The 26693-nt window shown below is 41.3% G+C and carries 30 protein-coding genes; 10 read left to right on the top strand and 20 right to left on the bottom strand.

The features are described 5' to 3' along the window. Nucleotides 1-64 precede the first annotated feature (64 nt). From hisA to E6X37_RS04505, 6 genes are all read right to left on the bottom strand, one after another. Complete coding sequence (gene hisA, locus E6X37_RS04530; protein WP_316584309.1) at nucleotides 65-787, bottom strand: 1-(5-phosphoribosyl)-5-[(5-phosphoribosylamino)methylideneamino]imidazole-4-carboxamide isomerase; 723 nt, start codon at nucleotides 785-787, stop codon at nucleotides 65-67. 13 nt (nucleotides 788-800) lie between these two features. Next, entirely contained in the window at nucleotides 801-1391 is a 591-nt protein-coding gene (hisB, locus tag E6X37_RS04525) for an imidazoleglycerol-phosphate dehydratase HisB (RefSeq protein WP_316584310.1), read from the bottom strand. Between the two features lie 131 nt (nucleotides 1392-1522). Further along, nucleotides 1523-2800: a histidinol dehydrogenase gene (gene hisD, locus E6X37_RS04520; RefSeq protein ID WP_316689588.1), complete on the bottom strand. Its 1278-nt coding sequence runs from the start codon at nucleotides 2798-2800 to the stop codon at nucleotides 1523-1525. A gap of 143 nt (nucleotides 2801-2943) precedes the next feature. After that, nucleotides 2944-4545 (bottom strand): ATP phosphoribosyltransferase, encoded by a 1602-nt coding sequence (gene hisG, locus E6X37_RS04515; RefSeq protein ID WP_316689587.1) that lies wholly within the window; start codon nucleotides 4543-4545, stop codon nucleotides 2944-2946. A 264-nt stretch (nucleotides 4546-4809) separates the two neighbouring features. Further along, entirely contained in the window at nucleotides 4810-5673 is an 864-nt protein-coding gene (hisJ, locus tag E6X37_RS04510; protein WP_287541814.1) for a histidinol-phosphatase HisJ, read from the bottom strand. A gap of 100 nt (nucleotides 5674-5773) precedes the next feature. Then, complete coding sequence (locus tag E6X37_RS04505; protein ID WP_316584313.1) at nucleotides 5774-6274, bottom strand: GNAT family N-acetyltransferase; 501 nt, start codon at nucleotides 6272-6274, stop codon at nucleotides 5774-5776. 232 nt (nucleotides 6275-6506) lie between these two features. On the opposite strand from E6X37_RS04505, the gene E6X37_RS04500 reads away from it, so the two are divergent. Together E6X37_RS04500 and E6X37_RS04495 are read left to right on the top strand one after the other, a co-directional pair. Then, complete coding sequence (locus E6X37_RS04500) at nucleotides 6507-6959, top strand: hypothetical protein (RefSeq protein ID WP_316584314.1); 453 nt, start codon at nucleotides 6507-6509, stop codon at nucleotides 6957-6959. A 17-nt stretch (nucleotides 6960-6976) separates the two neighbouring features. Then, nucleotides 6977-7318 carry a hypothetical protein gene (locus E6X37_RS04495; RefSeq protein WP_316584316.1) on the top strand — a complete coding sequence of 114 codons (342 nt, stop codon included), beginning with the start codon at nucleotides 6977-6979 and terminating at the stop codon, nucleotides 7316-7318. Nucleotides 7319-7371: 53 nt separating this feature from the next. Here E6X37_RS04495 and E6X37_RS04490 read toward each other — a convergent pair whose 3' ends face one another. From E6X37_RS04490 to E6X37_RS04475, 4 genes are all read right to left on the bottom strand, one after another. Beyond that, nucleotides 7372-7719, bottom strand: a complete 348-nt coding sequence (locus tag E6X37_RS04490) for a hypothetical protein (RefSeq protein WP_316584318.1) — start codon at nucleotides 7717-7719, stop codon at nucleotides 7372-7374. Between the two features lie 249 nt (nucleotides 7720-7968). After that, nucleotides 7969-8637 carry an energy-coupling factor transporter transmembrane component T family protein gene (locus E6X37_RS04485; protein ID WP_316584320.1) on the bottom strand — a complete coding sequence of 223 codons (669 nt, stop codon included), beginning with the start codon at nucleotides 8635-8637 and terminating at the stop codon, nucleotides 7969-7971. Nucleotides 8638-8646: 9 nt separating this feature from the next. After that, entirely contained in the window at nucleotides 8647-9459 is an 813-nt protein-coding gene (locus tag E6X37_RS04480) for an energy-coupling factor ABC transporter ATP-binding protein (protein WP_118091118.1), read from the bottom strand. Further along, complete coding sequence (locus E6X37_RS04475) at nucleotides 9452-11077, bottom strand: tryptophan transporter (RefSeq protein ID WP_316584321.1); 1626 nt, start codon at nucleotides 11075-11077, stop codon at nucleotides 9452-9454. Before E6X37_RS04475 ends, E6X37_RS04480 begins: the two co-directional genes overlap by 8 nt. Before the next feature lie 246 nt (nucleotides 11078-11323). On the opposite strand from E6X37_RS04475, the gene E6X37_RS04470 reads away from it, so the two are divergent. From E6X37_RS04470 to rbsB, 8 genes are all read left to right on the top strand, one after another. Beyond that, nucleotides 11324-11563 (top strand): isochorismatase family protein, encoded by a 240-nt coding sequence (locus E6X37_RS04470; protein ID WP_316584322.1) that lies wholly within the window; start codon nucleotides 11324-11326, stop codon nucleotides 11561-11563. Nucleotides 11564-11670: 107 nt separating this feature from the next. Next, a complete protein-coding gene (locus E6X37_RS04465; RefSeq protein WP_316584323.1) occupies nucleotides 11671-12327 on the top strand; it encodes an NAD(P)H-binding protein in 657 nt (218 codons plus the stop codon). 37 nt (nucleotides 12328-12364) lie between these two features. Continuing rightward, on the top strand, nucleotides 12365-12547 hold the full coding sequence (locus tag E6X37_RS04460; RefSeq protein ID WP_316584324.1) for an antitoxin PHD: 183 nt from the start codon (nucleotides 12365-12367) through the stop codon (nucleotides 12545-12547). 321 nt (nucleotides 12548-12868) lie between these two features. Beyond that, complete coding sequence (gene rbsK / locus E6X37_RS04455) at nucleotides 12869-13756, top strand: ribokinase (RefSeq protein ID WP_316689586.1); 888 nt, start codon at nucleotides 12869-12871, stop codon at nucleotides 13754-13756. 27 nt (nucleotides 13757-13783) lie between these two features. Next, entirely contained in the window at nucleotides 13784-14197 is a 414-nt protein-coding gene (gene rbsD, locus E6X37_RS04450) for a D-ribose pyranase (protein WP_316584326.1), read from the top strand. A 152-nt stretch (nucleotides 14198-14349) separates the two neighbouring features. Further along, nucleotides 14350-15831 carry a sugar ABC transporter ATP-binding protein gene (locus E6X37_RS04445; protein ID WP_316689585.1) on the top strand — a complete coding sequence of 494 codons (1482 nt, stop codon included), beginning with the start codon at nucleotides 14350-14352 and terminating at the stop codon, nucleotides 15829-15831. Further along, entirely contained in the window at nucleotides 15831-16766 is a 936-nt protein-coding gene (locus E6X37_RS04440) for an ABC transporter permease (RefSeq protein ID WP_004694241.1), read from the top strand. Before E6X37_RS04445 ends, E6X37_RS04440 begins: the two co-directional genes overlap by 1 nt. Before the next feature lie 9 nt (nucleotides 16767-16775). After that, nucleotides 16776-17681: a ribose ABC transporter substrate-binding protein RbsB gene (rbsB, locus tag E6X37_RS04435; protein WP_316689584.1), complete on the top strand. Its 906-nt coding sequence runs from the start codon at nucleotides 16776-16778 to the stop codon at nucleotides 17679-17681. A gap of 54 nt (nucleotides 17682-17735) precedes the next feature. On the opposite strand, the gene E6X37_RS04430 is transcribed toward rbsB, so the two are convergent. The 10 genes from E6X37_RS04430 to E6X37_RS04385 all read right to left on the bottom strand — a co-directional run bounded on the left by E6X37_RS04430 (nucleotide 17736) and on the right by E6X37_RS04385 (nucleotide 26692). Then, a complete protein-coding gene (locus tag E6X37_RS04430) occupies nucleotides 17736-18134 on the bottom strand; it encodes a hypothetical protein (protein ID WP_316689582.1) in 399 nt (132 codons plus the stop codon). Nucleotides 18135-18333: 199 nt separating this feature from the next. Next, a complete protein-coding gene (locus E6X37_RS04425) occupies nucleotides 18334-18816 on the bottom strand; it encodes a GNAT family N-acetyltransferase (RefSeq protein ID WP_118091121.1) in 483 nt (160 codons plus the stop codon). A gap of 134 nt (nucleotides 18817-18950) precedes the next feature. Then, on the bottom strand, nucleotides 18951-19724 hold the full coding sequence (locus tag E6X37_RS04420; protein ID WP_118091122.1) for an amino acid ABC transporter ATP-binding protein: 774 nt from the start codon (nucleotides 19722-19724) through the stop codon (nucleotides 18951-18953). Continuing rightward, nucleotides 19721-20437 (bottom strand): amino acid ABC transporter permease, encoded by a 717-nt coding sequence (locus tag E6X37_RS04415; RefSeq protein ID WP_316689578.1) that lies wholly within the window; start codon nucleotides 20435-20437, stop codon nucleotides 19721-19723. Before E6X37_RS04415 ends, E6X37_RS04420 begins: the two co-directional genes overlap by 4 nt. Before the next feature lie 6 nt (nucleotides 20438-20443). Next, nucleotides 20444-21160 (bottom strand): amino acid ABC transporter permease, encoded by a 717-nt coding sequence (locus E6X37_RS04410; RefSeq protein WP_316689576.1) that lies wholly within the window; start codon nucleotides 21158-21160, stop codon nucleotides 20444-20446. 55 nt (nucleotides 21161-21215) lie between these two features. Further along, nucleotides 21216-22055 (bottom strand): transporter substrate-binding domain-containing protein, encoded by an 840-nt coding sequence (locus E6X37_RS04405; protein ID WP_004694256.1) that lies wholly within the window; start codon nucleotides 22053-22055, stop codon nucleotides 21216-21218. After that, nucleotides 22048-23451, bottom strand: coding sequence for an MmgE/PrpD family protein (locus tag E6X37_RS04400; protein ID WP_316689574.1), 1404 nt, complete (start codon nucleotides 23449-23451; stop codon nucleotides 22048-22050). Before E6X37_RS04400 ends, E6X37_RS04405 begins: the two co-directional genes overlap by 8 nt. Before the next feature lie 122 nt (nucleotides 23452-23573). After that, nucleotides 23574-24689, bottom strand: coding sequence for a glutathione S-transferase C-terminal domain-containing protein (locus E6X37_RS04395; RefSeq protein ID WP_215676182.1), 1116 nt, complete (start codon nucleotides 24687-24689; stop codon nucleotides 23574-23576). Nucleotides 24690-24995: 306 nt separating this feature from the next. Continuing rightward, nucleotides 24996-25649 (bottom strand): pyroglutamyl-peptidase I, encoded by a 654-nt coding sequence (gene pcp, locus E6X37_RS04390; RefSeq protein WP_004694263.1) that lies wholly within the window; start codon nucleotides 25647-25649, stop codon nucleotides 24996-24998. 113 nt (nucleotides 25650-25762) lie between these two features. Then, complete coding sequence (locus tag E6X37_RS04385; protein ID WP_215676179.1) at nucleotides 25763-26692, bottom strand: DUF979 domain-containing protein; 930 nt, start codon at nucleotides 26690-26692, stop codon at nucleotides 25763-25765. Nucleotide 26693 lies beyond the last annotated feature (1 nt).

The raw sequence follows: 26693 nt of genomic DNA, 5'->3' as shown, positions 1-26693 counted from the left end.
ATTATGCACAATATTTCATTGGTCACAGCCAATAATTAATGTAAGAGCATCATAGTCATTTCTATTATTTCTGCTGATTGTACTCGGCGATTTCCTCTAACGTAATCGTGCCCTCGTACAGCGCCTTACCAACAATACTATCCATAACGCCTTTTTGTTCAAGTGATTTAATATCCCCTAGATTACGAACGCCACCAGAGGCAACGATGCGTGCTGTAGGGAATTCTTTTTGTAAATTTCCAAGTAACTCTTCATTGGCGCCCTGCATTGTACCATCCCTGTCTACATCGGTAACGATAAAATACTTTGCGCCCCCTTCAACCATGGCACCGATTAAATCGGTCATCGGCACGTCGGATTGGTCGAGCCAACCTTCAGCGGCAACCTTGCCATGTTTTCCATCTACACCAATAACGATGCGCTCCGCGCCGTATTCAGCGATAACCTGCTTTGTAAGTTCCGGATTTTTAAGTGCTACAGATCCTAAGATAACACGATCTACGCCCATGCCTAAATAGAGGTCAACGGCCTCTTTATCTCGGATGCCGCCTCCGATTTCAAGGATGCCTGTGAAAGCTGCACGCACTGCTTTTACAATGTCTACATTTACAGGCTTGCCCGCCTTGGCACCATCTAAATCGACGAGGTGCAAGGCTCCCACTTTAGCTGCCTCATATTGTTTCGCTTGATCTACTGGATCAGGATTGATGACCGTTTCCTGTGCGAAATCACCTTTATACAAGCGAACACTGCGCCCATCTTGTAAATCTATAGCTGGAAAAATCATAAATTCTCCTTTATTAAATAACGCCCTTTGTAGAGTTAACCCCTTGGATATCCGGATTAATAGTAACTGCTTTGCGCAATGCACGGCCTGTTGCCTTAAACATGCTTTCAATAATGTGATGCGTATTGCGACCATATACATTGCGCACATGTAAGTTCATAGCGGCGCTCATCGCAAAAGCTTGGAAGAAATCCTCCACCAACTCTGTTTCAAAGTTGCCACCTAAAACCGGCGTACTCCATTCCCCTTGGAAAACGAGATACGGACGACCGCTCAAATCGATGACAACTTGCGTCAATGCTTCATCCATAGGCACCCACGCATCACCGTAACGCTCGATGCCTGCCTTATCGCCAAGGGCTTTCACCAAAGCCTGCCCTAATGCAAGGCCAACGTCCTCAACTGTATGATGCGCATCCACATATGTATCGCCTTTTGCCTCTACTACAAGGCCAAAGCGACCGTGCTTCGCCAATAGCGTCAACATGTGGTCAAAAAAGCCAATCCCTGTGGAGATGGAGCTCGTTTGTGTCCCATCAAGGGTAATTTCTACTGTAATATCTGTTTCTTGAGTGGTGCGTTGCACCGTGCCTGTGCGTATCATAACGACCTCTATACTCCAAATCTATATTTCTAATCTATATTTCCACCCTATATTTTACAATTACATATACATATAGATGCCAAATATATACCAAATCTATTTTCTAATATTTTGTCTAATATTTTTTATAACTATTTTTCAAAGCGTACTTCGATGGCGCGAGCATGTGCTTCAAGACCTTCTGTACGAGCTAATGTAGTAATGTGTGTTGCCACTTCTTCTAACCGCTCTTTTGTAAATTGTGTAAAGGATGTACGTTTTACGAAATCATATACACCAAGTGGAGACGAAAATCGTGCTGTACCGCTAGTAGGCAATACGTGATTTGTACCGCCTAAGTAATCGCCCAACGGTTCAGATGCATAAGCACCGAGAAATACGGAACCTGCATTTTGAACGAGGCTCATATAGCTCATTGGATCTGGCAATTGAATTTCCAAATGCTCTGGCGCGACTTCGTTCATTACGGTAAACATATCTTCAATACTGTCCATAACGGCAATATAACTGTTATTTTCAATAGCTGGACGAGCGATCCTTTCACGAGGCAACAATTTTAATTGTCGTTCTACCTCATTCGATACGGCATTTGCTAAACTTTCACTGGTAGTGACCATAATAGCGCGAGCTCGAGGATCATGTTCCGCTTGGGATAATAGGTCAGCCGCCAAGTGAACTGGATTAGCGCTGTCATCGGCGATAACACCGATTTCACTTGGGCCCGCAATCATATCGATATCAACTTGGCCGAATACTTGGCGCTTCGCTGTTGCTACGTAAATATTGCCAGGGCCTACGATTTTATCGACCTTTGGAATCATTTCCGTGCCGTAAGCCAACGCCGCTACCCCTTGGGCACCGCCCACTTGATACACTGCATCAACACCAGCCAGTTTTGCTGCACCAAGTACAGCAGGGTTAATACCATCCTTTTGAGGAGGTGTCACCATGACGATTTCTTTTACCCCTGCGATTTTGGCTGGCAATGCAGTCATGATAATGGTAGAAGGATACGCTGCTGTGCCGCCAGGAACGTAGAGACCAACGCGCGCCAAGGGAATGACCTTTTGGCCACGGATGATGCCCGGTGTATCCATGTCCACAAAGCCCTGCTCGATTTCACGGCTATGGAACTCCGTAATATTAGCCTTTGCCTTTAATAGTGCAGCTTTCAAATCATCAGATAAAGATTCATAAGCAGCATCGATTTCCTCTTGAGGCACCTTGAAATCTTCGATGGATACGCCATCAAATTTTTCAGAATATGCTTTAAGTGCCGCATCACCATTTGTCCGAACATCAGCAATGATATCGTACACGCGACGTTCAATTTCCATATCTGTAGTTTGCTGTGTATAATCACGTACGATACGGAGCATCGCCTCTAGTGATTCTTTATATATTTTCATCTGTCGTCCTTCTTCCTACTTGAGCTATCAGTATCACTAGTTAGATCTAGTATTCATTTTCTATTATTCATTCCATATATTAACAGTTTTATCTGCTATTAATCCTAAATCTTACTAGCCGGATATATGATTCACTCTACATCTTATGTATTAATTGCTTCTGAAAGCTGATCAATGAGTTTAAAAATAGTATTTCTCTTTTGTTTTAAAGCTAATGGATTGGCTACGAGGCGTGTAGAAATTGGTTGCAACCAGTCGAAAATTTCTAAATTATTCTCACGCAAAGTTGTACCCGTTTCCGTAATGTCTACGATAGCATCAGCTAACCCTACGAGTGGAGCCAGCTCAACGGAGCCTTCAATTTTGATGATTTCTACATCTTGAGCTCCAAAGTATTGTTTTGTAACAGTTGGATATTTCGTACCAATTCGTTGACGACGGCCTTCTTTAGGGTCATAGCCTGCTAAAGAAGCCAAGATAAATTGGCATTTACCCGTTTGTAAATCAAGCATTTCATAGCTCGTATCGTCTTGTTCATCTAATACATCACTGCCGACGATACCGAGGTCCACAACGCCGTTTTTCAAATACGTCGTTACATCCGGCCCTTTTGCGAGGATGACCTCCATAAAATCGCCCAAAGAAATAATAAGTTTACGTGCCTTATTATGTAATGATTCACAATCTACGCCACAGGCTTCTAGGAGAGGAATAAAATCCTTTTCTACACGGCCCTTCGTAAGAGCGATGCGTAATGTATCGTTATCCTGCACTTTGCTTTCACCTTGCAAGGTAATATCAGTCAAGACATCAATGTTGAAAGCCATCCCAACGGCCGGCATCGGTGTACCATCAAAGCTAGATAACAGTCCATCATAACGACCACCACTGACGATATATTGAGACACGCCGTCCACATAACCTCTAAAGGTAATACCTGTGTAATAAGATTGAGGCGGTTCTGTAGACACATCGATGCGGACCTGTTGCCCTGTTTGCTCCACTTGGTTTGCCATGTCTATGAGATTATCTAAAATGCGCTGCGCCGCTGCAGGCAAGATGATTTGGTTCAGCTCATCCTTGATATCTTGAACCGTACCAAATAAACGAGGCCACACATTGAGGAATGGGAACAACGCACTATTTTTAAAGTCAGCAATCAACTCGTTGTAACGAGGTAAATATTTGGTGAACAAAGCCTCGAGAAGTTCTGTTCTTTCCTCATCACTGAGTCCTAACGCATCGGTGATAGCACGAGAGAATCGAGCATCACCAATTTCGAGCAATAAGCTACCACCTAGCTGAGTTTCATTTACCTCTTTAATGATCTTGAAGCACTCTTGCTCTGCCTCAATCCCATCATAGCCCACCATCTCGATACCACCTTGCGTCACTTGGTTCACATCGCCGCGGTGCTTTTTATTTTTCATGAACACATCGCCCAAGTAATAGAACGTGCGAGGCAATTCAATATTAGTAGTCGCCAAGAAACGACCGATAGGCATCGTCAAATCGGGACGAATTACGACGGATGCTTCAGAACTATCCATGAATTCGTACATATGTTGACCGCGCCCCATTGCATAGCCATTGAATACATCTTTGTACTCTACGAGAGGCGTAGAAATCTTTGTATATTGACGATTTCGACAAAGACCGAGCACATATTGACTCACATCATCCTTGCACTCCGCTACGATCCCTATATCATCACGGAAACCAGTAGGTAATTGCTGCTGTACCATCGTAAACATCCTTTCTATCATTTGATCTATATCATTTCTCATATTTTTGAAAGCTATATATCATCTGTATTAACCATTTAAGTTATATGACGGTTTAAATCATCTAGCTATTCAATTTGTTATGAGAAAAAATTTACCTATATCGATGCTTTTCTATTTTATCGCTTTACTTTATTAAAGTATGAAATCATAATATAACGGTTCTATAGAATTGTCAATAGAACCGTTAATATTTCATGTATTTACTATAATAATGATTTGATGCTATCCCCAAACGTTTTCTATATCTGCCACGCTATGTGCATCGGATCCCAGTACAAATGGCACACCAATGATAGCCGCCATGCCTTGGATGAAACGGCTTGGGTACATTTCACGGCAGTCTGGCTTGAAGAAGCCGCTCATGTTATAGTCTAGTTCGCGACCTTGGACGCGCATAATATGCAAAATATCGCTCACCACCTGCGCATTGCGACGATCTAAATGACGTTCAAAGCCAAAGTGGTGTTGGTATTTTTTTATCAAATCAAAATGACCTATACGTTTAGGTGTATATTCACCGAGGTCAGCTCGCACGGCTTGGCGCACTGTAGAATAATACTTGTAATATAACTCATATTGTTTTTCAATCCACGGTCCGAAGCCTTTCTCAAATTCTTCAGGACTGTAGTCTAAGCAGTAAAAAGAATTATTAACGCCTTCCATAAAGTGAACGGATAAAATATTATCATCCGTCAACGGACCGTAGCGATCTAAGAACTCTTGAATATCTGATTCAAAGCCTGGAATATAATCGACTTCAAAACCGAGAGAGATATCGATATGTGTGCCATACGCACGTTGTAATTGACGACCTAGCTCTAAATAGGCATCAACTTGATTCAATTTCAAAGACGCTGTATCATAGGCCTTTTTATCACCACCGTATTCTGCAGCAAAAGCTGTTGGCAATGGTGCATGTTCTGTGAGGCATACCTTTTCTATACGCAACTCGATGGCCTTTTCAATCATCATCGCAGTTCGGTCCCCACTACCATGTGGACACAATTCCGTATGTACATGACCGTCCACAAGACGGCTGCGATACTTACTGTATCCAACGAACTGCCTTTCGTCTTTCATATTCATTCAATCACCCCTATTCGCCCTACCCCTTGGCGAATCCTTATCTATAATCTATACATCATTAGTATAACGTATTAATATCTATGTTTTCCTATACTAATTATTATACCAATAATGCGTATGTTTCGGTATCCTGATATTTACCATGTTTGAATCCCACTTGCGGCGTTAACCCACAATAGATAAACCCAAATCGTTCATGTAGCACTGTGCTTGCTGCATTTCCTGCAGTAATGACAGATACCACCGTATGTAATGTTTCCGTTTCTTTCGCATGGTCTAATATATGAGCCATCAATTTAGATGCTATACCTTTGCCACGATACTCTTGATGGATATAAATAGATAACTCCACCGTACTTTTAAAAGCATCCTTTGTTCTATATGGTGAAAGCGATGCATAGCCTACCACAACATCGTCCATAAGCCCTACAAAAATGCAGTGCTCAGACGTTTTATGCGCATCAAACCACTCCTGCCACTCTAGCAATGTACGAGGTTCAAGATCAAGCGTGGCTACGCCGTTCACAACCTCGTAATTATAAATATCTAAACAAAGAGATACATCATCCTTTGTAATTGGTCGTATTGCTAATTCACTCATATATTAATCCTCTTATGACGTTATATTATTTATTGTTATTTTTCTTAAACATGTATCTACTATTTTACGCCTTATACGAATAAACCTCAAAAATTAATAATGATACTTTCTCATTATTGTAAGACGTAAAACAAATACATCATTTACTATAGTACATTTTTCTGATATTCTATCATTGATGAACATAACATGAATTTTGCATTATTTTAATTTTTATAAGGGGAGAATTAGTATGAAAAAATTTTTGCTTTTATTTTCCTTTGCAATACTACTAGTAACATCTACAGCTAATGCAGTTTCAATAGAAGAGTTACAAGCCAATAATAAAACATATACCTTATTTTTCTCAAATAATACAGAAGATATTTATATAGAAACAAGCACAATAAAAACTGTACGTAACCAAGATCACTTCTTTATTATTAATGCGACTGCATATTCTGTAAATTATAAACAAGGCAGAATATACAGAAATGAAAACTCCTATTTTTTCGACCAAAATCGTCGCTCTATTAACTGGCGACCGAATGCAACAACGATTTACTACCTAAATGGAAAAATAAATCATAGCCGTGTACAAATAGATGATATTAAAGGCACTTTCATATTTCCATCAGCTATTAATTCACCTTCATATATTGTAGCTACTAAACTATTCCAAAATCAATTCTATAAGACATTTTAATCATAGGAGTAAATAGTATGAGAAAAATACTTACTATATCACTTTTTATTCTTTTTACAGGCTTTTTCGTTAATCACGCTTCAGCTGTAAATTGGGTTTACTTAACATCCAATAGTCAAAATGCTTCACTTTACTATGATAACGATCGAATTCAATATTTTCCTGGAGGTAATATAGTTGTTGCAATCAAATCAGTATTACCCAATGGTGTTAGCTATGAAAATATCATCATGATTGATATACAAAATAATGATACTTATTTTGTAGTTGAAAATGGTAAAGTAATTGATCCTCCAAAACGTGTAACAATAAAGTCTGGAGATCCATTAGATACACTCAAAAGAAAATTGCAACAATAAGAACAAAACGGTTTCTATAACTATCAAATCAGTTATAGAAACCGTTCTTAAATTTAATATTTCAAATTAAGCTGCTGTTTAACAACTTGAAAAGCCTTACTTACTTTTTCAGAATCACTAACCTTCCCTTTTTTATAAGAATATCCATCAAAAACAGAATAATACCAATTACCTTCACTATAACCAAAGGAATATCTTTCAACTCCAAACGGCGTATTACCTGGATGTATTACTTTAACTACTGCATATATATCAGCAGTTTTTGCACCACCCACATAGTTAGTATCAATATAATAGTTATTATTTGAAGAGCTATATACCCATACATCTTCAGCATTAGCTACAGTAGATACCCCTAAAATACCAACTAACCAAAGACAAAACAATAATAATTTTTTCATTGTACTCACACCTTATATAAACACATAACACATTAATAACTTCACTATAACAAAGATTTATAATTTTCTCTTAAAAAGAACATGAAACATTCATAAATTATAAATTTCACGATAGCCACCAAGAAATTATATCCTCAGAATCATTAAGAAATCTCCTGTACATAACTACTAAGTGAGCCCCTAATATATAGAAAATAAGTAAAGAAAAAGGACGAGCTACAACTCGTCCTTTTTATATAATTTTATCTATTACACAATAACAAATAAAAGTATTGTAATAGCAATTAAAGCAACAATCACAGTATAGTCGATTCTTTTCAATCCTACGGATGCAGCAAAGCTGTGTGTTGGACCACCGAAGCCACGTAGTTCCAATGATAACGCCATTGTTTCAGAGCGTCCCAAGGATTTTAGCAGTAATGGTTGGATAACGGATACATAAGATTTGATGCGTTTAATAAAGTTGCCTTCTAGAGATAATCCACGGCAAGCTTGTGCCTCTTGTACAGCATGACTTTCAGCAATGAAATCAGGCACAAAACGAAGAGCAGCAGTGAACATAAATGCATATTCGTAAGGAATTTTGCATTGTGTTACGAGCGCTGCCGTAAGGTCTTGCAATTTTGTAGTTGCCAATAGTCCAATGAACACAAGTGTCATAGCGAGCATACGTAAGCCAGATACAATGGCAGATGTTACATCGCCGCTGCCGAGGAATTGGATAAGACCAAGAAATACGGCAAAGCTAGTTAATGCCAACACTGCTTTGTGTTGTTTGAACAACAAACCCGCTACAAACAATACACCGAGTTCTACTACGACTAATACCAATAGAGATACCCAGTCGCGCAACAGGATGGCCCACACGGATACGGCGAGGGTCATCAAGATTTTTGTTAACGGTACTAAACGTCCCATATGTCCCTCCTATTTTCCGCTCAACTGAGCCACTAACTTAGATTTCAATTCATCCATAGATTTGCAATAGCCCAAGGATGGTACCGCTAGTGAAAGCTCTACACTTGGCGGTTTCGTAAGGCCTAAATCTTGCAATTCATCCGTAGACTTTTTGAATAATTCTTCTGGACTGCCATCAAAGGCTACGGTTTGGTTGCCCATGATGATAGCACGGCTACATTCGCTAGCCATGATTTCCATATCATGTGTGATGAGAAGGATCGTAATGCCTTCTGCATTGAGCTGACGCAATAATGCTAATAGCTCTTTTGTTTCCTTACCATCTTGACCACTTGTTGGCTCATCAAGGATGAGGATTTTAGACTTCATAGCCAATGCGGAAGCAATGGCTACGCGTTGCTTTTCACCACGGCGCAATGTCGGAGGGTATGCTTCACGCAAGTGAGCAATACCGGTACGTTTCAATACTTCATCAACGATGCGTTTCACTTCGGATTTAGTGCGACCCAAAGACTCAGGACCAAAGGCAACCTCAGTGGCTACAGTCGGTCTAAACATTTGACGATCTGGCTGTTGGAATACATAGCCGATAAATTGCCCCCGTTTAGACGGCGGCATGGACGTAATGTCCCTACCGTTATAATACATGCGGCCTTCGCTAGCCTTTTCGAGACCTACGAGTAAACGAGTTATGGTCGTTTTACCGCAACCATTACGACCACCGATGGCGATATATTCGCCTCCTTCGATGGTGAAAGTCACGTCTCGGAAAATATCTACGGATGGCACATAGCCAAAGCGGATGTTTTCAACCTTAAGCATGAGCGCCACCGTCCTTTCCTGGTACATCATCAACACGTTGAACTGGTTGTCTATTTTCTACTATATTAGAATAATCAGCAAAATTATCTACTATATTTCTTTGATTAGCTGGAGAGTTGCTTTTACCATGTACCTCGGTTTGAATAGCATGAGCCATTTCAATTTGATGCAAGCCCTTGATAGCAGACTCGATGCTGAGCCAAGGTTCATCACTGTGGAAACCGGCTTGTTCTAGTTCCATATAGGTTGTAAATACAGATGGCAATGCATCAACATGAATATTATGTTCGTACATGTAACGAAGCGTAGTAGGTACATCATCGTCACAAGCGATAGAGCCATCCACCATGAGGGCCATGCGGTTAGCGTACGGCAATACAGCATGCAAATCATGGTCTATAACGACAACGGTGATACCGTGTTTTTGGTTCAAATCACCTACGAGGCGATATAATTCGGCGGTCCCATCTGGATCGAGGGAGCTAGTCGGTTCATCAAGAACAAGTACGGTTGGGTTCGTAGCCAATACGGAAGCGATAGCCAAACGTTGGCGTTGGCCACCAGATAAGCTTGTAATCTTGCGGTCTTCTAATCCCACAAGACCAACTTGTTCAAACACCTCTTGAGAGCGAGATGTAATCGTTTCACGATCATAACCACGGTTTTCCATGGCAAAGGCCACTTCTTCACGAACCGTCATCGTTACGAGCTGTGTATCGTAATCGGCGAGAACTACACCGATATGGTTCGCTAGTTCTGGAATTTCCATTTGCGTGGTCGCTTGGCCATCTACGAAGACCATACCTTCTAGACGTCCACCGTAGAATTTAGGCACCGCACCTACCATCGCCATGCAAAGGGTGCTTTTACCACAACCTGCAGGACCAGTTACCACTAAGAAGTCACCATCATGTACATCGAGATTGATGTTTTCAAGAGATGGCGTAGTCGCCTTAGGATGGTAGTAATTTACGTGCTCAATAGAAATCTTAGCTTGGCGCTCAGGCAAGATCGTTAAGTGACTATGATCGGAGCCCAATTCCTCTGCACTTGGCAACATGCCACGTTTAGAAAATAAACGTTGCGCTGGAATGTATAAAATCGGCGTAATGGCACCATTCAAAGCACCTACGATAAGAACCATCGGCCACATACCGTACATGTACACATTGTCTGGCAAACCCAGAACTTGCCACAAAATGGTAACGAAGATACCGCCAGATACAACGGTTGCCAAGAATCCAGATAAGATTGGCGTCAAATCGAAGCCCCCAATTTTACGGAACTTCATGGACAGCATAGCGCGCGTCACTAGAGCTGCCGTCAAAGCACCACCTGGTTCGGACAACAAGTTGCCGTATGGGAATGCGGACTTAGACGTCAATACGTTGATGAGGGCTGCTACTAGGCCAATCCCCAAAGTTTGACTCAAACTAGGACGAGTCAATAAAATAGCTACGCAGTACGTAGCAATCGTCCAGTTCGGCGTTACCCCAGCCACACTAGGGCTCACCAAATGCAAAATCGTGCCCAATGCGAGCATCAATGTGCTGACAGTAACCCATCTAAACTGGCCACCCTGCACATGCGTGTACACAAGATCTTGAATCCGTTCCATAATAGCCTCATTTCTATAAAAATATATATGGATTTATTTTATCATTCTTCGAGAATTTGTGAAAGACTAGACAGCATCAGCACAGTATATCAAACTCATATCACACTTTTTTGTCACATACTTATGATATAATGCATGCAAATACTTATATCAAAAAAGATTAACACTAATTTTGATAGCTAAAATGGTAAATCTTAAAACTTACCTAATCAATATATTTCATATAGTCTACAAAGAAGGTTCATCATGGCACAAGCATTAATCGTAATCGATATACAAGAAGGCTTAGTTAACGAAAACCCTTATGATTCGAAAAATCTTATTGCAAATACAAAAGCAATCATTCAATATTTCAGAGATCAAAATATAGAAGTCATTTTTATCAGACACTCTGAAGATGAAGGTTTATTAGCAACAGGCAGTGATAATTGGCAAAATCGATTTGCGCAGCTAAAAACAACAAAAGAAATTTTAAGTATCAATTAAATTATGAAAATCTTATAAAGATTTCTATAATTTTTCTCACGTATTTGTCATATATGTATGTTAAAATTTCATCAAATATTTATGCCCGAACATAGGAGGTCTTTTTTATGTATAAGTATATTACGATTTTAGGAGCTGCGGGCCAAATAGCTCAAAAGTTGACTGCTACACTATTAACATATACAGATATGCACATTACATTATATGGTCGTCAGTTGAAAATACGTATACCTCCAGAGATTATCGACCACGAACGTGTTACAGTAATTGAAGGTTCTTTTCAAAACCCTGCTAAGTTAGAACAAGCTGTAACAAATGCGGAGGTTGTATTTGTAGGTTCTATGGAATCCGGCAGTGATATGGCGTCCATCGTGAAAGCATTGAGCCGTAAAAATGTACGCCGTGTTATCGGTGTTTCCATGGCTGGCCTTTCTGGTGAATTCCCTGTAGCACTTGAAAAATGGACCTTCGATAACTTGCCTATTAGCTATGTTCAAGGTGAGCGTCAAGCTCGTAACGTATTGCGCGAATCCAATTTAAATTACACTATCTTGCGCCTCACATGGCTTTATAATGATCCAGAAAAAACCGATTACGAACTCATCCCTGAAGGAGCTCAATTCAACGATGCCCAAGTTTCACGCGAAGCTGTGGTAAAAGCCATCTTTGATATCTTACATGCAGCGGATGAAACTCCTTTCCACCGCACAAGCATCGGCGTAGGTGAGCCAGGTACACACTTCGATAAACCAAGCTTTCACTAATATATAACTATAATTAACAATAAAGGCCGGATAGACTATGAAAATAGATAAAAGCTACAGTCATAGAATAAATATTAACGATAATACAACTAATATTTTACAAGCTAAGATAGATATATTATCTGCTCTTGTAGAAGGCCAAAATGATATCATTCAAGGACGTATTCTATCTTTAGAGAAATCCTTTGATAGTATAGACCAAATATTAGATAAAATATAAATAGTATATTATATTAATCCTATAATAATAAGGTATATCCAAAATTTAGCGTCTACATTTTTACTCATGTAACGCATTTTTTAGATATACCTTTTTTATTCCTACATTTTATAGATATTTATATAGATAAACTCGCGTATTTACGCTATACTAATAAATAATTAGTATATACTATAGGTATGTGAAAGCAAATGCCTCTTTGATTATCATTTATATTTATATATGCAACTTATTGTATAAAATACTCTAAGTTTTATGTATAAAAATAAATGATAGTCATTTTTAGTCCCAGTTAGGGCAGAGGCGAATTAAGGAGTTATTATGAATCGCATTGTTGTTATTGGCAGTTGCAACATGGATATTGTAGTTCTCGCGGACAAACGCCCTACTGCAGGCGAAACAATCATGGGCAAAGAATTGCACATCGCTCACGGTGGCAAAGGTGCCAACCAAGCGGTAGCAGCTGCCCGATTAGGTGCAGAGGTTACCATGGTTGGTTGCATCGGTCAAGATGCTTACGGTCAAATGATTGTGGATAATCTAAAAGAAAATCATATCAATACGGACTACATCGTCACTGTTCCAGATACAACAACTGGTACGGCTCACATTACATTGGCGGAAGGTGATAACAGTATCATCGTTATCAGTGGCGCAAATGCTAAGGTAGATCAAACCGTAGTAGATAACGCTTGGTCAGCTATCGAGCAAGCGGATCTCGTAATGGTTCAAAACGAAATTCCTATTCCAACGATTGAATACATCGTTCGTCGTTGTCACGAGGCTAATGTGAAAGTCCTCTTAAATCCGGCTCCAGCGGCAGACCTCGATCCTGAGTGGTTAGCATTGGCAACCTATATTACGCCAAACGAACACGAGCTTTCAGCGCTTTACCCTAATCAATCTACAGAGAAAACATTATTAGCTAACGAAAATAAAATCATCGTTACCCTCGGTAGCAAAGGCGTAGGCTACGCCGACAACGGTAACATTCACACCGTATCCGGTTTCAAGGTGAAACCAGTAGATACAACAGGTGCAGGCGATACATTCAACGGTGCCTTTGCAACGGCTATCGTTAATGGTAAAAGCTTAGCCGACGCTCTACACTACGGCAATGCAGCAGCAGCCCTCTCCATCCAACGATTAGGCGCCCAAGGTGGTATGCCTACGAAGGAGGAGGTCGCTGCATTCTTGGCAGAGAATTAACCTATTGAATAGAAAAAGGAGTTATCTATGCAACGACAGGGCATTTTAAATAGCCATATCGCTAAGGTTCTTGCAGATCTCGGCCACACAGATACGATTTGTATCGCCGATTGTGGTTTGCCAGTACCTGAAGGGGTTCAAAAAATCGACTTAGCATTAGATTTTGGCATACCAAGCTTTGAGCAAGTAGTATCCATCATCGCTAAGCATATGAAGTCTGAAGCGATTCATGTGGCAAAAGAAATTAAAGAGAATAATCCTGAAGCTTATGACTTTTTGGAGTCTACGTTCCCATCCGATCAATACGAATGGATTAAGACGAGCCACGATGCTTTTAAAGAAGCAACCAAACAATGCAAATGCATTATTAGAACTGGTGAAGCATCTCCGTATGCCAACATTATCTTGCGTGCCGATTGTATTTTCAGCGATCGTCCCTAGAATAATAGATTAACCAACTAAGTTTGTACGTTAAGAAACTGAACCTATAAATCAGTTTCTGTAAATTAGATAGCTTAGTTTTCAAAGATTATCTAAACATCTAATCTATTATATACACTAGAGATACTTTCACCAGTCATATAGGAGTAGTTATGGAAATTGTTATGTCAGGCATTGCGAAGGCATTTGGCACAAACCAAGTGCTGCGCGATGTAAGTATTACCCTCAAGGAGGGCGAGGTTCATGCTTTGATGGGCGAAAACGGTGCTGGCAAGTCCACCCTCATGAACATCCTCACCGGTATTCATAAGGCGGATGCCGGTACGATCACCATCGACGGTGTAGAGCGCACCTTCCCAAACCCAAGAGAGGCCGAGCTGAACGGTGTAGCTTTCATCCACCAAGAGCTCAACATTTGGCCAAATCTAACATTGTTAGAAAATTTATATTTAATGAGACCAAAGCGCAACAAATTTGGTATGCTCGACAAAAAGGCGATGCTCACTGAGGCTGAAAACACATGTCGCGAACTAGGCATCGAATTGCCGCTCACGACTGAGGCAGGTCTTTGCTCCGTTGGTCACCAACAAATGACGGAAATCCTTCGCATCTTGATGTTAGATGCAAAGGTTGTCATCATGGACGAACCGACAGCGGCCCTTACAGAGCGTGAAACGGCGACATTGTTTAACATGATGCGCAAAATGAAAGCACGCGGTGTGGCTATCGTGTACATCTCTCACCGTATGGAAGAGGTGTTTAGCGAGTGTGACACTATAACGGTTATGCGTGACGGTCACACAATTATTACGAAGTCCACTGCTGAAATTTCTGTAGACGAAGTGGTACGCCACATGGTAGGTCGTTCTATCGACGAGTTCTACCCTGCTCGTACCACAACACCAGGCGAAGTAGTAATGAGCATCGACAACCTTAAACCAGAAGGTTTTGACAACGACATTTCCTTCTCCTTGCGCAAAGGGGAAATTCTCGGCGTAGCAGGCCTTATGGGTGCTGGCCGTACAGAAATTATGCGTGCCATTTTTGGTGTAGATAAACACAAAGGCGGTACTGTAACAGTTAACGGCTCCGTTCTAAACTGTAAAAAACCAGAAGATGCCATCAAAGCCGGCATTGCTTTCATCACAGAAAATAGAAAGAGCGAAGGCTTGATTCTCGATTTCTCCATCGGTTCCAATATTACATTGCCAAACCTTGGCGAGATTTGTCCATCTCATGTACTAGATAAGAGTAAACTCAATTCCTTTGCTGACGAATTGTCTAAAAAGCTAGGTGTTAAAACACAATCTATTCACGAAGCGGCGTCCTCCCTCTCTGGTGGTAACCAACAAAAAGTTGTTATCGCTAAATGGGTCGGTAAAAAACCATCCATTATCATCATGGATGAGCCAACGCGGGGTATCGATATCGGCGCGAAACGTGATATTTATGATTTAATGAACGAATTAACGAACGATGGTGTGTCCATTATCATGGTGTCCTCTGAGTTACCTGAAGTGCTGGGCATGAGCGACCGCGTTATGGTCATTCACGAAGGCCGCGTAGCAGGTATCTTGGACCGCAACGAAGCAACACCAGAATCGATTATGACATTAGCTACAGGAGGACAATAATGGACAGCAAAGCTCTACAATATGTAAAAAAATTAGGCCCCCTCATCGGCCTCATCCTATTATTTGTAATTATCTCTGTCATGAACGACAGTTTCCTTGAATTTTCTAACTTACGTAACTTGTTACGCCAAGTATCCATCAATGCGATTATCGCCTTTGGTATGACTTTCGTCATCTTAACGGGCGGTATCGACTTATCCGTTGGTTCCATTCTCGCTCTCTCTAGTGCAGTAATGGCCAACCTCATCGTAACGGGCACTGACCCTGTTCTGGCTATCGTGTTAGCTGCAGGTGCCGGCCTCGTATTGGGCGGTATTAACGGTCTCGTTATTACCTATGGCCGCGTAGCTCCATTTATTGCGACCTTGGCGACCATGACAATCTACCGTGGTGCGACACTAGTATTCACAGACGGTAACCCAATCTCCGGCCTTACCCAAGATCCTCTATTCCACGGCTTTGGCCAAGGGGATATCGCAGGCCTTCCAGTTCCAGCTATCACAATGTTCTTAGCTTTCATCATCCTCTGGTTCGTATTGAGCCGCACATCTTTAGGCCGTAAAACATACGCCGTAGGTGGCAGTGAAAAGGTTAGTTACATTGCTGGTATCAAGATTGACCGCGTTAAAATCTTCGTGTATGCCTTAACGGGTATGCTCTGTGGTATCGCCGGTGCAATCATCACTTCTCGTCTTAACTCTGCACAACCTACAGCAGGTGCAGGCTACGAACTTGACGCTATCGCAGCCGTAGTTCTTGGCGGTACAAGCCTTGCTGGTGGTCGTGGTCATATCGTTGGCACATTAATTGGTGCCCTAATTATCGGTACCCTTAACAACGGGTTAAATATTCTCGACGTTTCCAGTTTCTATCAACAAGTCGTAAAAGGTATTGTTATTTTACTGGCTGTTCTTGCAGACCGCAAGAAAGCTTAGGAGGTTTCTATGAAAAAACTATTGTTACTGTTGGCGATGGCTATCATGGTTATCGGTCTTGTAGCAGGCTGTGGTAAAAGCGCTGATAATGGCGGCGGCGACAAAAAATCCGGCACCATCGGCTTCTCTGTTTCCACATTGAACAACCCATTCTTCGTAACTATGAAAGAAGGCGTTGAGGCTCAAGCTAAAGCGCTTGGTCTTAAAGTTAAAATCGTTGATGCTCAAAACGACCCTGCAAAACAAGCAAACGATATTTCCGACTTAATTGAAAGCGGCGTATCCGTATTGATCATCAACCCTGTAGACTCTGCAGCTATCTCTACTTCCGTAGAAGCAGCAAATGCTAAAAACATTCCTGTCATCACTGTTGACCGCTCTGCTGACAAAGGCAAAGTAGTGGCTCACATCGCCTCCGATAACATAAAAGGCGGCGAAATGGCAGCTCAACTTATCGTTGATAAAGTTGGCAAAGCTGCAAAAGTAGCTGAAATTGAAGGTATCCCTGGTGCTTCCGCAACTCGTGAACGCGGCCAAGGTTTCCACAATGTAGCTGACAAAGACTTAACAGTAGTAGCAAAACAAAGCGCTGACTTCGACCGTACAAAAGGTTTGAACGTAGCAACTAACATCTTGCAAGCCAACCCAGACGTACAAGCTATCTTCGCTCATAACGACGAAATGGCATTGGGCGCTATCCAAGCAGCTAAATCCGCAGGCAAAACAATCTTCATCGTAGGCTTCGATGGTACTGCTGACGCAGACAAAGCTGTTAAAGACGGCACATTGGCTGCAACAATTGCTCAACAACCAGACCAAATGGGTAAAATCGCTATCGATACAGCTCAAAAAGTTATCAAAGGCGAAGCTGTAGAAGCTAAAATCCCTGTAGATCTTAAAGTTGTTACAAAATAACTGTATATAGAAACTGGGTACAAAAAAGAGTCGCATCCTTTGATGCGACTCTTTTTATTTTGGCTCTCGATCTAAAAACTCTTTGAAAAACTCAATAAACCTCGGTAAATAGGTTTGATCTAAACTTTCAATAGTCATATTACATTTGTAATTATAAGTAGTACAGATAGTAACATCTATCGCCAATGCACCCTTTTGATCTAACGAGAATGTTAAGGTATCCCCTTCTCCAGTTAATACATGGGTAAAGGTTGCTTTGCCTTTACACTTCTCATACAAATCGACTAATTCTTGATAGCCTTTGCGAATCCCGGACCAATCACTAGGATCAATATAGCCAGAACAGATATTATAACCTCGTTTAATATATACGCCAAATACACCAAATTCAGATAGCTCTACATCCATATCAAAGGCTATTGTTAAATTTGGTTCATTTACGATTTCATACATCTTATTCACACCCCACAAACAGTAACATTTTTATTTATTATAACATTACATGTATTAATGAAATAGTATCGATAATTTTTAAAAGCAACACTAATGCATGTAAAGTCTAGCATAACAATAACATATAAAAAATAGCGACTAGTTGGTTATCTTAACTAGTCGCTATTTGTATGGTAGGACTCCAAAATTAGAGTTCCCATTACAATATTTTCTTAAAGAATATGGTCGTATGTACCTTTCCAGGTAGTTGTGTTCGTTTATATTCTTTAAAGCCAAAGCCTTCATACATTTTGGCAAGCCATGGATGTTCTGCGGCTGTACCAAGGGTTACGGCTGGTGTTTTATATACGTTGCGCAATAGGTCTTCTGCTTCAGCGAGGACTTCACGAGCATAGCCCTGTCCCTTATGTTCAGGGGCCGTCACAAAGTGTGCAATGTGCGGATATACATCTGGCGTAGCCTTTGGTATCCAAGGCATGCGGAATGAAATAGAGCATACTAAGGAACCATCTACGTAGAGACCAAATACAGGATATTTTAAGATCCACGCCCGAGATTCTTCTGGGCTAAAGTTAATAGCATCGAAGGATATAGGGTAGTTCTTATTCTCCGCATAGCCTGCAATCAACACCTCATGATATTCAGCCGCATCATCTACGGTTAACTGTCTAAATTCTTTCATCTCTTTACCTCGTTCAAAATGCTCTAATCATAAACTAACTGCGTCATTAGATTGCACACTAGAATTAGCTATATCAAATACAGTATCACATTTTTAATATAATACTAGTATTTTAAAACAGAGCTAGCAGAGCCTTATAACGCTGCGCTATCAAGAGGCAATTCGCTATCTAGTGTAAGGTAACGGCTCAAAAATTTGCGTGTTCGTTCTTCTTTTGGATGTTCAAGAACAACCTTAGGATTCCCTTGTTCTACGATAACGCCGCCTTCCATGAATACGACTTGGTCCGCCACTTCTTTGGCAAAGCCAATTTCATGAGTTACAATAATCATCGTTACCTCTAATTCTTTTGCGATTTTTCGGATAACGGCTAATACCTCCCCTACGAGCTCTGGATCGAGAGCAGATGTAGGTTCATCAAAGAGGATAACCTCTGGGTCCATCGCAAGGGCACGAGCGATACCGATACGTTGTTGTTGACCACCGGAGAGTTGTACTGGATAGTAATCATCATAGTCTTCCATGTCAACTTCCTTGAGGAAGCGTTGCGCGATTTCTCGAGCTTGAGATTTTTTCATCTTTTTAACTGTTACAAGACCTTCCATAATGTTTTCAATAACAGTCTTATTAGAGAACAAGTTATAAGACTGGAACACCATGGATGTGTTACGGCGTACATTTAAGATTTCCTTGTTAGATGCTTTATGTAAGTCTACAGAAATATCATTTAACTGCATCGTCCCTGCATCGGCTTTTTCAAGGAAGTTGAGCGTTCTTAAGAACGTTGTCTTACCGCTGCCGGATGGGCCAAGGATAACCGTTACAGAACCCGTTGGTACATGTAAGTCGATGCCCTTTAAAATTTCACGGTTCCCGAAGGATTTGTGAACTTGTTTAATATCTATCATAATGCATTACCTCGTTTATACTTGCTTGCATAGATTTCTAAACGATGGAAGATAAATTCAAAGACAATCCCCATCACCCAGAATAGACCGGCCACCACGATGTAGGCCTCAAAATATTGTGAATTTTCCTCTGTATATAACTTTGCAGCGCCGAACAATTCAATAACGGTGATAACAAATACAATGCTGGTACTCTTCATGGTGTTAAGAAACTGATTCGTAAATAGTGGCAACGCAAAGACTGTAGCTTGTGGCAACACGATGCGGCGGAACGCTTGGAACCAAGTCATACCGATGGCCTGAGCCGCTTCCATTTGCCCTTTCGGTACCGATTGTAAGGCAGCCCGAAAGATTTCACTCAAATAGGCCCCTGTGTGCAAGGTTAAGCCTACAACGGCTACGAAGGTAGCTGGCACCTTTTCAAAAGGCACATGCACACCCGTTTGATCTTCTAGTGCGAGGAATAGAATTGGCAAGCCATAGTACACGAGATATAAGAGAACCATATTCGGAATACTACGGCACAATAATACGTACAAGTAGCTGAACTGACTGAGCACAGGTACTTTATTTTGTTGTAGCACGCAACTTAATAGCCCTAGGATTGTACCCAAACCAACGCTGAGGAAGGTAATCATGAGGGTTACTTTCACATAAGGAATGACCGCAAAGAAGGTGCCATAAATATAGGTTGAATCAATAATATGTCCCATAAGCCCCTACTCCTCACTGATCAAAATGCGTTGCGTTTCCTTGCCCGCAACGGTAAAACGTTTTTCAAGCAATCGGCCCAAGAGAGACACGATGATAATTAGAATACCATAAATGATGGCCGCATCGACGAATAGCTCAAGATAGCGCTGACTATTGCCGCCCATGAGGTCCGCCTTACGCATCATATCGACAACGCCGACGTTAAAAATGAGCGCCGTCCCTTTCAACATGCCGATAACGAGGTTCGTCAACGGTGGAATGCTCATGGTGAAAGCCTGCGGCAAGATGATGCGCACATAGCTTTGGAACTCGGTCATACCAAGACTTTTAGCGGCTTCTTTCTCACCAGGAGAGACCGCATCGATACTGGAGCGCATGATTTCAGCGCTGTAAGCTGCAATATGTAAGATAAACACGGCATACACAAATACGAGGCCTGGCACATTTTTCATGTTAAGCCCCATGTGGGACATGATTTCTGGTACCCCAAAGTAAATGAGGAAGAGCTGTACCAAGAACGGCGTACCGCGCATAAAGGAGATAAATACAATAAATAATTGGTTTAATACTGGTACCTTCTTGAGGCGAATGATGGCTATGATAGAGCCCAAAATAACACCTAAGATGGCAGAAATAACGGTGATGAGTACCGTTACATGTACATAATTCAAGAGCTGTGGAAATGCTTGAATCATGTAGGACACATCAAAATACTTGCCCACAGTAGCACCTCGCTTCTAGACATAATAGAATAAGGCCGCCAAGGCGGCCTATTCGTTATTTTTGTGTTGGATCGAATGTGTAATCCCCACCAAGATATTGTTCAGAAAGTTTTTTCAACGTACCATCTGCACGCATTTCTTTCATAGTTTTATCGATTTTTTCGTTTACTTGTTTCATGTCATCTGTACGTTTAGACAAGAAATAAGTTGGTACTACGGCCAATACATCACCTACAGCTTTGAGTGGCAAGCCACGGTCTTTAATAGCAGAGTTAATTACGTATTCATACTCACCTGCTGCATCAGCACGGCCTGTAGCAACGAGGTTTAATGTTTCTGCACCTGCTTTATCTGTATAGATAACTTCGATTTGAGGATTTGCTGTTTCGTTGAATTGTTTTACTAACTCGTTGAACTCAGAGGATGTAGTAACGGCGATTTTCTTGCCTTTCAAATCATCCAATTTAGAGATGTCGTTGCGATCGTTTTTAACTACTAATTTACGTGTAGAGTAGTTGTTAACCTCATTTGTGTAGTAGTATTTTGCTTCACGTGTCGGGTTGCGACGCATTTGGTTTGCAATCATGTCCACTTGGCCTGCATCCATCGCTACAAAGGCAGCATCAACGGCCATTGGTTTGAAGTTGAAATGAAGGTCAGGATTACGACGTTCAATTTCTTTCAACAATTCTACGTCAAAACCAGTAAGGTTGCCGTTATCATCTGTGTAGGAATACGGGCGAACTGTACCGCGTGTAGCTACGTTAATCACTTTAGCATCTGGATTTACTTTCGCTTCCTTAGATGTGTCGTCGCCACAACCAGCTACAACGAGCACGCCTAATGCCAATGCGCCGATGGCGAATAATTTCGTTAATTTCTTTGTATTAAACATGTAAAACTCCTTCTTTTCGCAATGTTTGCAGGAATGACTCTACCTTATCTGTATTGGTAAAAGCCACAATAACTCTATCTATTTGGTCAGCCTCCAAGGTGAGGCCTAATTTAATGCGTATATCCTCCATAGTAAGAGGATTCTTCGGCGATCCTTTTGGATTATTCACCGTTTCTGTGAAAGTATCACCATTCTTCAAGGTAACGGTTACTTTCGTAATCCGTTCCGTTTGGGCTACTTTCGGTAAGTCATAAACACGCTCTATGCGAGACATATAGTCTCGTACGGATTGGTCTATGGTATCTATCTTAAATAGTTCATCCTGTACCGCCCCATACGCAAGGACTTGGTACACGACGTACTCTATGGAAAACTGCCCTTCTCGACCTGTTGTCGGCGATGTATAGCGCAAGGCCGCATCAGCACCAGGTGGGAAGTGAACAGTCACTCGATTTATCTCATCCCAAAGGGAGAAATCGGGGGTGGTACATAATCTACATTGATCTTGTTCCTCTGTATCTGGTGAAAGGTAGTTGTGTTTAGACACATACGAAGAAGATGTATATAGTCTATGTGCCACGATTTCTGCTGCTTCAGCGCCACAAATGGCTGCCGAGCAATACGGGTGGACTTTCATCCATAAACCAGGATCAATGAGTTGCCCTGGCGCTAGCCAACGACTAGCGATGTCATTTGATGTAACAGTAATATTACCGATGGTCTTAAACCAACCCCGTTCAGGGTCAAATGGTTTTGTACTCGTTTGAAGTGATGTATGTTGTAACAGTTCGTAAGCCCATACGCCATTGCGTGCTGCCAGTCCCGCATGGAGCGGCTTACCATCTGTACCACTTTGAAAGAACATGCCCGCCGATTGAGTAGCAGCCAAAGACAGGAGCTGAGCCAAGCTTTCACCATGAAGGCCTCGCAAAGCGCCTATAGCGGCCGCTGCCCCAATGACACCAACGGTCCCCGTAGAATGCCATCCTTGGGTTCGATGGGCAGGATTGATGAGGGAACCAATAACCCCCTCAAGCTCGGCACCGATGATATAGGCCCGAAGGAAATCATGCCATGTATCATGCGGCTCGAGCACTGCCAACAAAGCAGAATATAAAACAGTACTGAAATGACCTGCCAAATTTGCCTGGGCATCATCAAAATCTAAATAATGGGAGGCAAAGCCATAATACAAAGCTTTATCGGCTTTAGATACGTTTTCTCCATTAGTCCCGATGAACCGAGCCAAATCTTGAACGGCCTGTTCCGTCTCAGCCGGCGCTAGAGATGCCAAATAATCTAGAAAAGCAATGCGAGCCACTGACAGGAGGTCCTCACGGTTCGTCACATCCGTTTGTTCTATGTAGTTCACAATCGTCTGTGTTACGGAATCCATGGAGCCTTCCTTTCAGTTATCTATAATTAAATATATTGATCGATTCGTCAGTAATGTATCAGATTTCATAGTAAAAGATGTACTAAATACGGCTCATCCAACATATGAATTTACCGTCTATTTTATTTACCAAATTTTTCAGCCCGGTCATTTGGTTCTAACCAAATGGAATCGTCTGGTCCTTTTGGAACGAGGCGTGGTAGATCCTCAAATGGCGTATGATCTACATAGTAGAAGCGTTTGCGCATGGAGTCGAAGTCCGTTGTGCCACCGAAGGCTGGATTGGAGTACAAGTCCTTCGCATAGTTCCAAAGATTGGGATAGTCTACGAGGCGTTTCTTATTCACCAAGTATTTTTGGTAGAATACAAGGTCAAAACGAGCCAATGTAGGGAAGATACGAATATCTGAGTCTGTAATGGTATCCCCCATCAAGTAACGTTGCTTGCTAAGGCGTTCTTCGAGCCAGTCCAAGCAAGCAAAGATACGGTCGTAGTAGTACTCGTAGTCTTTTTGATTTGTTACGAGGGCTGCTAGATTTACAGCCAAGTTGAAGTCAGCGTAGATGATTACGTTCAACGCATCGATATCAGCACGCAATTCTTCTGGATAAATATCTGGTGCATCAGGGGAGATAAAATCTTTGAAGCCCAATGCCAATTCCGTAGTCAATGCATGGTAGTCGTTGTTGACTACCGCACCAGTCGTAACATCTACGATAGCTGGTACTGTGGAGCGTGCGTCGTAGTTAGGGTCACCTTTGCGATACGCTTCACCTAAAGAGTGAATCCCCAACACTGGATCCTTTTCGTCTTTATCAAGAGTAAAGAACCAGTCTGCAATAACGCCTGCTGGACGCAATGGATCAACCGTGCCTTTAGAGATCACCTTATCTAGACCAAGCAAATCGATGGCGATAGCAATGCGATGGGCCCAAGGGCAATGCTTAGACCATACAAGGCGGTAACGGTCCTTTTCTACAGGTAGAAACCCTGGTTCACTGCCAAAAGGTGTTGTGAATTGAGGCTCTTCACTATCAGAATATTTTTGACGACGGTTAAAATTCGATGCATCTTTACCTTCATACTCCTTCTGCTCCCCTTGAGAACGAGGGTTACTAGATTGAAACTCAGAAAAATCGATAGGACAAGGATTCATAGCACGTTGGAACTCAACTTCTTTACGAGCCGCCGCAATGGTAGGATCCTTGATTTTACTTACATCTACGTGTTCACTCATTCTATACTCCTTATAAAGGTCATCCCCATTAGCTTTATTCCACTTTTCATGGTGAAAGCTTCTGTGATATTCCTCAATTATTCCTACTAACTTAATATGAATATAAGCCTATATTATATTATTTAAAAACCTATGTCAATAGTGGGTATTTATATTTTTATAATGATTATTAAAAATAAAAAAGCTCAAGCTATATCATTTCTAAGATATAACTCGAGCTTTTTAATTATGCGTTATGTAAATGTAAATATTATATGTTAAGTAAACATTATGTGTATTGAATAAACACTAGTATTGGTAATATTTTTATTCGTGAGGTGTTGTATAGTTAATATCTTGTGCCTTGTAACTTTCACCATGAGCTAATACATGAACGATGGTTTCCAATGTGGCACGTACAGTTTCAACAGCCATGCTTGGTTGATTTGGTTTATCCACCACTTGGGATGGCAAGTATGGGATGTGCATAAAGCCCGCCTTAATATTGCCCTTTTGCGCGGCATAGTGACATACACCATACATCAAGTGGTTGCATACGAAGGTTCCCGCTGTATTGGAGACCTTAGCAGGAATACCGTTTTGATGTAACGCATTGACGATATTTTTTATGGGCAATGTCGCAAAATAGGCACTAGGGCCATCGGCTACAACAGGCTCATCTTCCGGTTGGTTGCCCCCATTATCTGGGATGCGAAAATCGTCGCAGTTAATAGCAACGCGTTCCACTGTAATATCAGGACGACCACCTGCTTGACCTACACATAGGATAAAATCTGGTTGGCACTGTTCAGCTGCTGCTTTTACAGTATCAACAGATTTATAACGAATGGTAGGAACCATTTGTGTCACTACCTTGTAATCACCATCGGTATAACCATCCATTGTTTTGACCGCTTCCCAAGCCGGATTAATAGGTTCACCGCCAAATGGATCAAAGCCGGTAATTAAAATTGTTTTCATCACACTACCTCATAACGATATCTTATGGTTCATTAGAATAATCAAACATGATACATAATCTTAGAAGGATATATCATATAGTTTCATAAGCATATCGTACTTTCACAAAAGGGTTAAATAAAGTAATACATTAATAGAATATTCAATACGAGCATAATCAATGCAATTGGAAGTTGTGCTTTAATAACGCCGTATTGGTCGCGCATTTCAAGGAGCGCTACCGGTACGATGTTAAAGTTGGCAGCCATAGGTGTCATCAAAGTACCGCAATAGCCTGCAAGCATTGCAATAGCACCGACAGCAGCTGGGTTAGCACCATGAGCTACAACGAGCATTGGGATACCGATGGCACTTGTAATCATCGCAAATGCGGCAAAGGCATTACCCATAATCATTGTAAAGATAACCATACCGATGCAGTAAGCCACAACAACGAGAAATACATTATCTGCTGGTACTACACTTGCGACTGCACTGGAGATAAGTTTACCAACGCCAGCCAAATTAAATAGATACCCAAGAGCCGCTAATAACTGGGACAAAATAGCAGTCCAACTGATAGCATCGATAAGTCGACGGCCTTCATGGAAACCTTGGTTAAGTTCGCCCTTTGTAATATAAAGAGCAGCACACATAGCGATGATTGCGGCAATACCTAGACCAACAAGAGCGCCTAACTTAGTAAAGAAACCAATGAAGAATGTAATAATACCAACAAGTAACGCTGGTACGAAGATAACATTACCAATACGAACAGCTTCGCCTTTTTTGAATTCGATAGGAGATTCAAAGTAATGGCCTTTGCCGAGTTGTTTTACTAATACGATAGCTGCCATAGCAATTACAAGCCAGCCATTAATTTCCTTGGAGAGATAAGAACCAAAGATAAAGGATATGCTATATAAGAGCCAAAATAAGCCTGTACCAATGCGATATTTATGTTCTTTATCTAAAAATGATTGAATAGCAAAGATAAATAGAATAATCCCTACGAGAAGATATACATAATCTAAGGGCTGCATTTTATAGAGTATTTCTAACATA

This window comes from Veillonella parvula (assembly GCF_032550495.1).
In the GTDB taxonomy this organism is placed as follows: Bacteria; Bacillota; Negativicutes; order Veillonellales; family Veillonellaceae; genus Veillonella; species Veillonella parvula_G.
The sequence above is the reverse complement of the archived record's forward strand: the minus strand, read 5'-3'. Positions and strand labels throughout refer to the sequence as shown.

Coding starts and splice junctions, on each gene's coding strand:
- rbsK (WP_316689586.1), top strand. CDS start 12,869: ATGAATCGCATTGTTGTTATTGGCAGTTGCAACATGGATATTGTAGTT.
- E6X37_RS04400 (WP_316689574.1), bottom strand. CDS start 23,451: ATGGATTCCGTAACACAGACGATTGTGAACTACATAGAACAAACGGAT.
- E6X37_RS04475 (WP_316584321.1), bottom strand. CDS start 11,077: ATGGAACGGATTCAAGATCTTGTGTACACGCATGTGCAGGGTGGCCAG.
- E6X37_RS04420 (WP_118091122.1), bottom strand. CDS start 19,724: ATGATAGATATTAAACAAGTTCACAAATCCTTCGGGAACCGTGAAATT.
- hisB (WP_316584310.1), bottom strand. CDS start 1,391: ATGATACGCACAGGCACGGTGCAACGCACCACTCAAGAAACAGATATT.
- hisA (WP_316584309.1), bottom strand. CDS start 787: ATGATTTTTCCAGCTATAGATTTACAAGATGGGCGCAGTGTTCGCTTG.
- E6X37_RS04405 (WP_004694256.1), bottom strand. CDS start 22,055: ATGTTTAATACAAAGAAATTAACGAAATTATTCGCCATCGGCGCATTG.
- E6X37_RS04385 (WP_215676179.1), bottom strand. CDS start 26,692: ATGTTAGAAATACTCTATAAAATGCAGCCCTTAGATTATGTATATCTT.
- hisJ (WP_287541814.1), bottom strand. CDS start 5,673: ATGAATATGAAAGACGAAAGGCAGTTCGTTGGATACAGTAAGTATCGC.
- E6X37_RS04480 (WP_118091118.1), bottom strand. CDS start 9,459: ATGCTTAAGGTTGAAAACATCCGCTTTGGCTATGTGCCATCCGTAGAT.
- rbsD (WP_316584326.1), top strand. CDS start 13,784: ATGCAACGACAGGGCATTTTAAATAGCCATATCGCTAAGGTTCTTGCA.
- rbsB (WP_316689584.1), top strand. CDS start 16,776: ATGAAAAAACTATTGTTACTGTTGGCGATGGCTATCATGGTTATCGGT.
- E6X37_RS04425 (WP_118091121.1), bottom strand. CDS start 18,816: ATGAAAGAATTTAGACAGTTAACCGTAGATGATGCGGCTGAATATCAT.
- E6X37_RS04495 (WP_316584316.1), top strand. CDS start 6,977: ATGAGAAAAATACTTACTATATCACTTTTTATTCTTTTTACAGGCTTT.
- E6X37_RS04465 (WP_316584323.1), top strand. CDS start 11,671: ATGTATAAGTATATTACGATTTTAGGAGCTGCGGGCCAAATAGCTCAA.
- E6X37_RS04500 (WP_316584314.1), top strand. CDS start 6,507: ATGAAAAAATTTTTGCTTTTATTTTCCTTTGCAATACTACTAGTAACA.
- E6X37_RS04445 (WP_316689585.1), top strand. CDS start 14,350: ATGGAAATTGTTATGTCAGGCATTGCGAAGGCATTTGGCACAAACCAA.
- hisG (WP_316689587.1), bottom strand. CDS start 4,545: ATGGTACAGCAGCAATTACCTACTGGTTTCCGTGATGATATAGGGATC.
- E6X37_RS04440 (WP_004694241.1), top strand. CDS start 15,831: ATGGACAGCAAAGCTCTACAATATGTAAAAAAATTAGGCCCCCTCATC.
- E6X37_RS04485 (WP_316584320.1), bottom strand. CDS start 8,637: ATGGGACGTTTAGTACCGTTAACAAAAATCTTGATGACCCTCGCCGTA.
- pcp (WP_004694263.1), bottom strand. CDS start 25,649: ATGAAAACAATTTTAATTACCGGCTTTGATCCATTTGGCGGTGAACCT.
- E6X37_RS04460 (WP_316584324.1), top strand. CDS start 12,365: ATGAAAATAGATAAAAGCTACAGTCATAGAATAAATATTAACGATAAT.
- E6X37_RS04505 (WP_316584313.1), bottom strand. CDS start 6,274: ATGAGTGAATTAGCAATACGACCAATTACAAAGGATGATGTATCTCTT.
- E6X37_RS04430 (WP_316689582.1), bottom strand. CDS start 18,134: ATGTATGAAATCGTAAATGAACCAAATTTAACAATAGCCTTTGATATG.
- E6X37_RS04470 (WP_316584322.1), top strand. CDS start 11,324: ATGGCACAAGCATTAATCGTAATCGATATACAAGAAGGCTTAGTTAAC.
- hisD (WP_316689588.1), bottom strand. CDS start 2,800: ATGAAAATATATAAAGAATCACTAGAGGCGATGCTCCGTATCGTACGT.
- E6X37_RS04395 (WP_215676182.1), bottom strand. CDS start 24,689: ATGAGTGAACACGTAGATGTAAGTAAAATCAAGGATCCTACCATTGCG.
- E6X37_RS04490 (WP_316584318.1), bottom strand. CDS start 7,719: ATGAAAAAATTATTATTGTTTTGTCTTTGGTTAGTTGGTATTTTAGGG.
- E6X37_RS04415 (WP_316689578.1), bottom strand. CDS start 20,437: ATGGGACATATTATTGATTCAACCTATATTTATGGCACCTTCTTTGCG.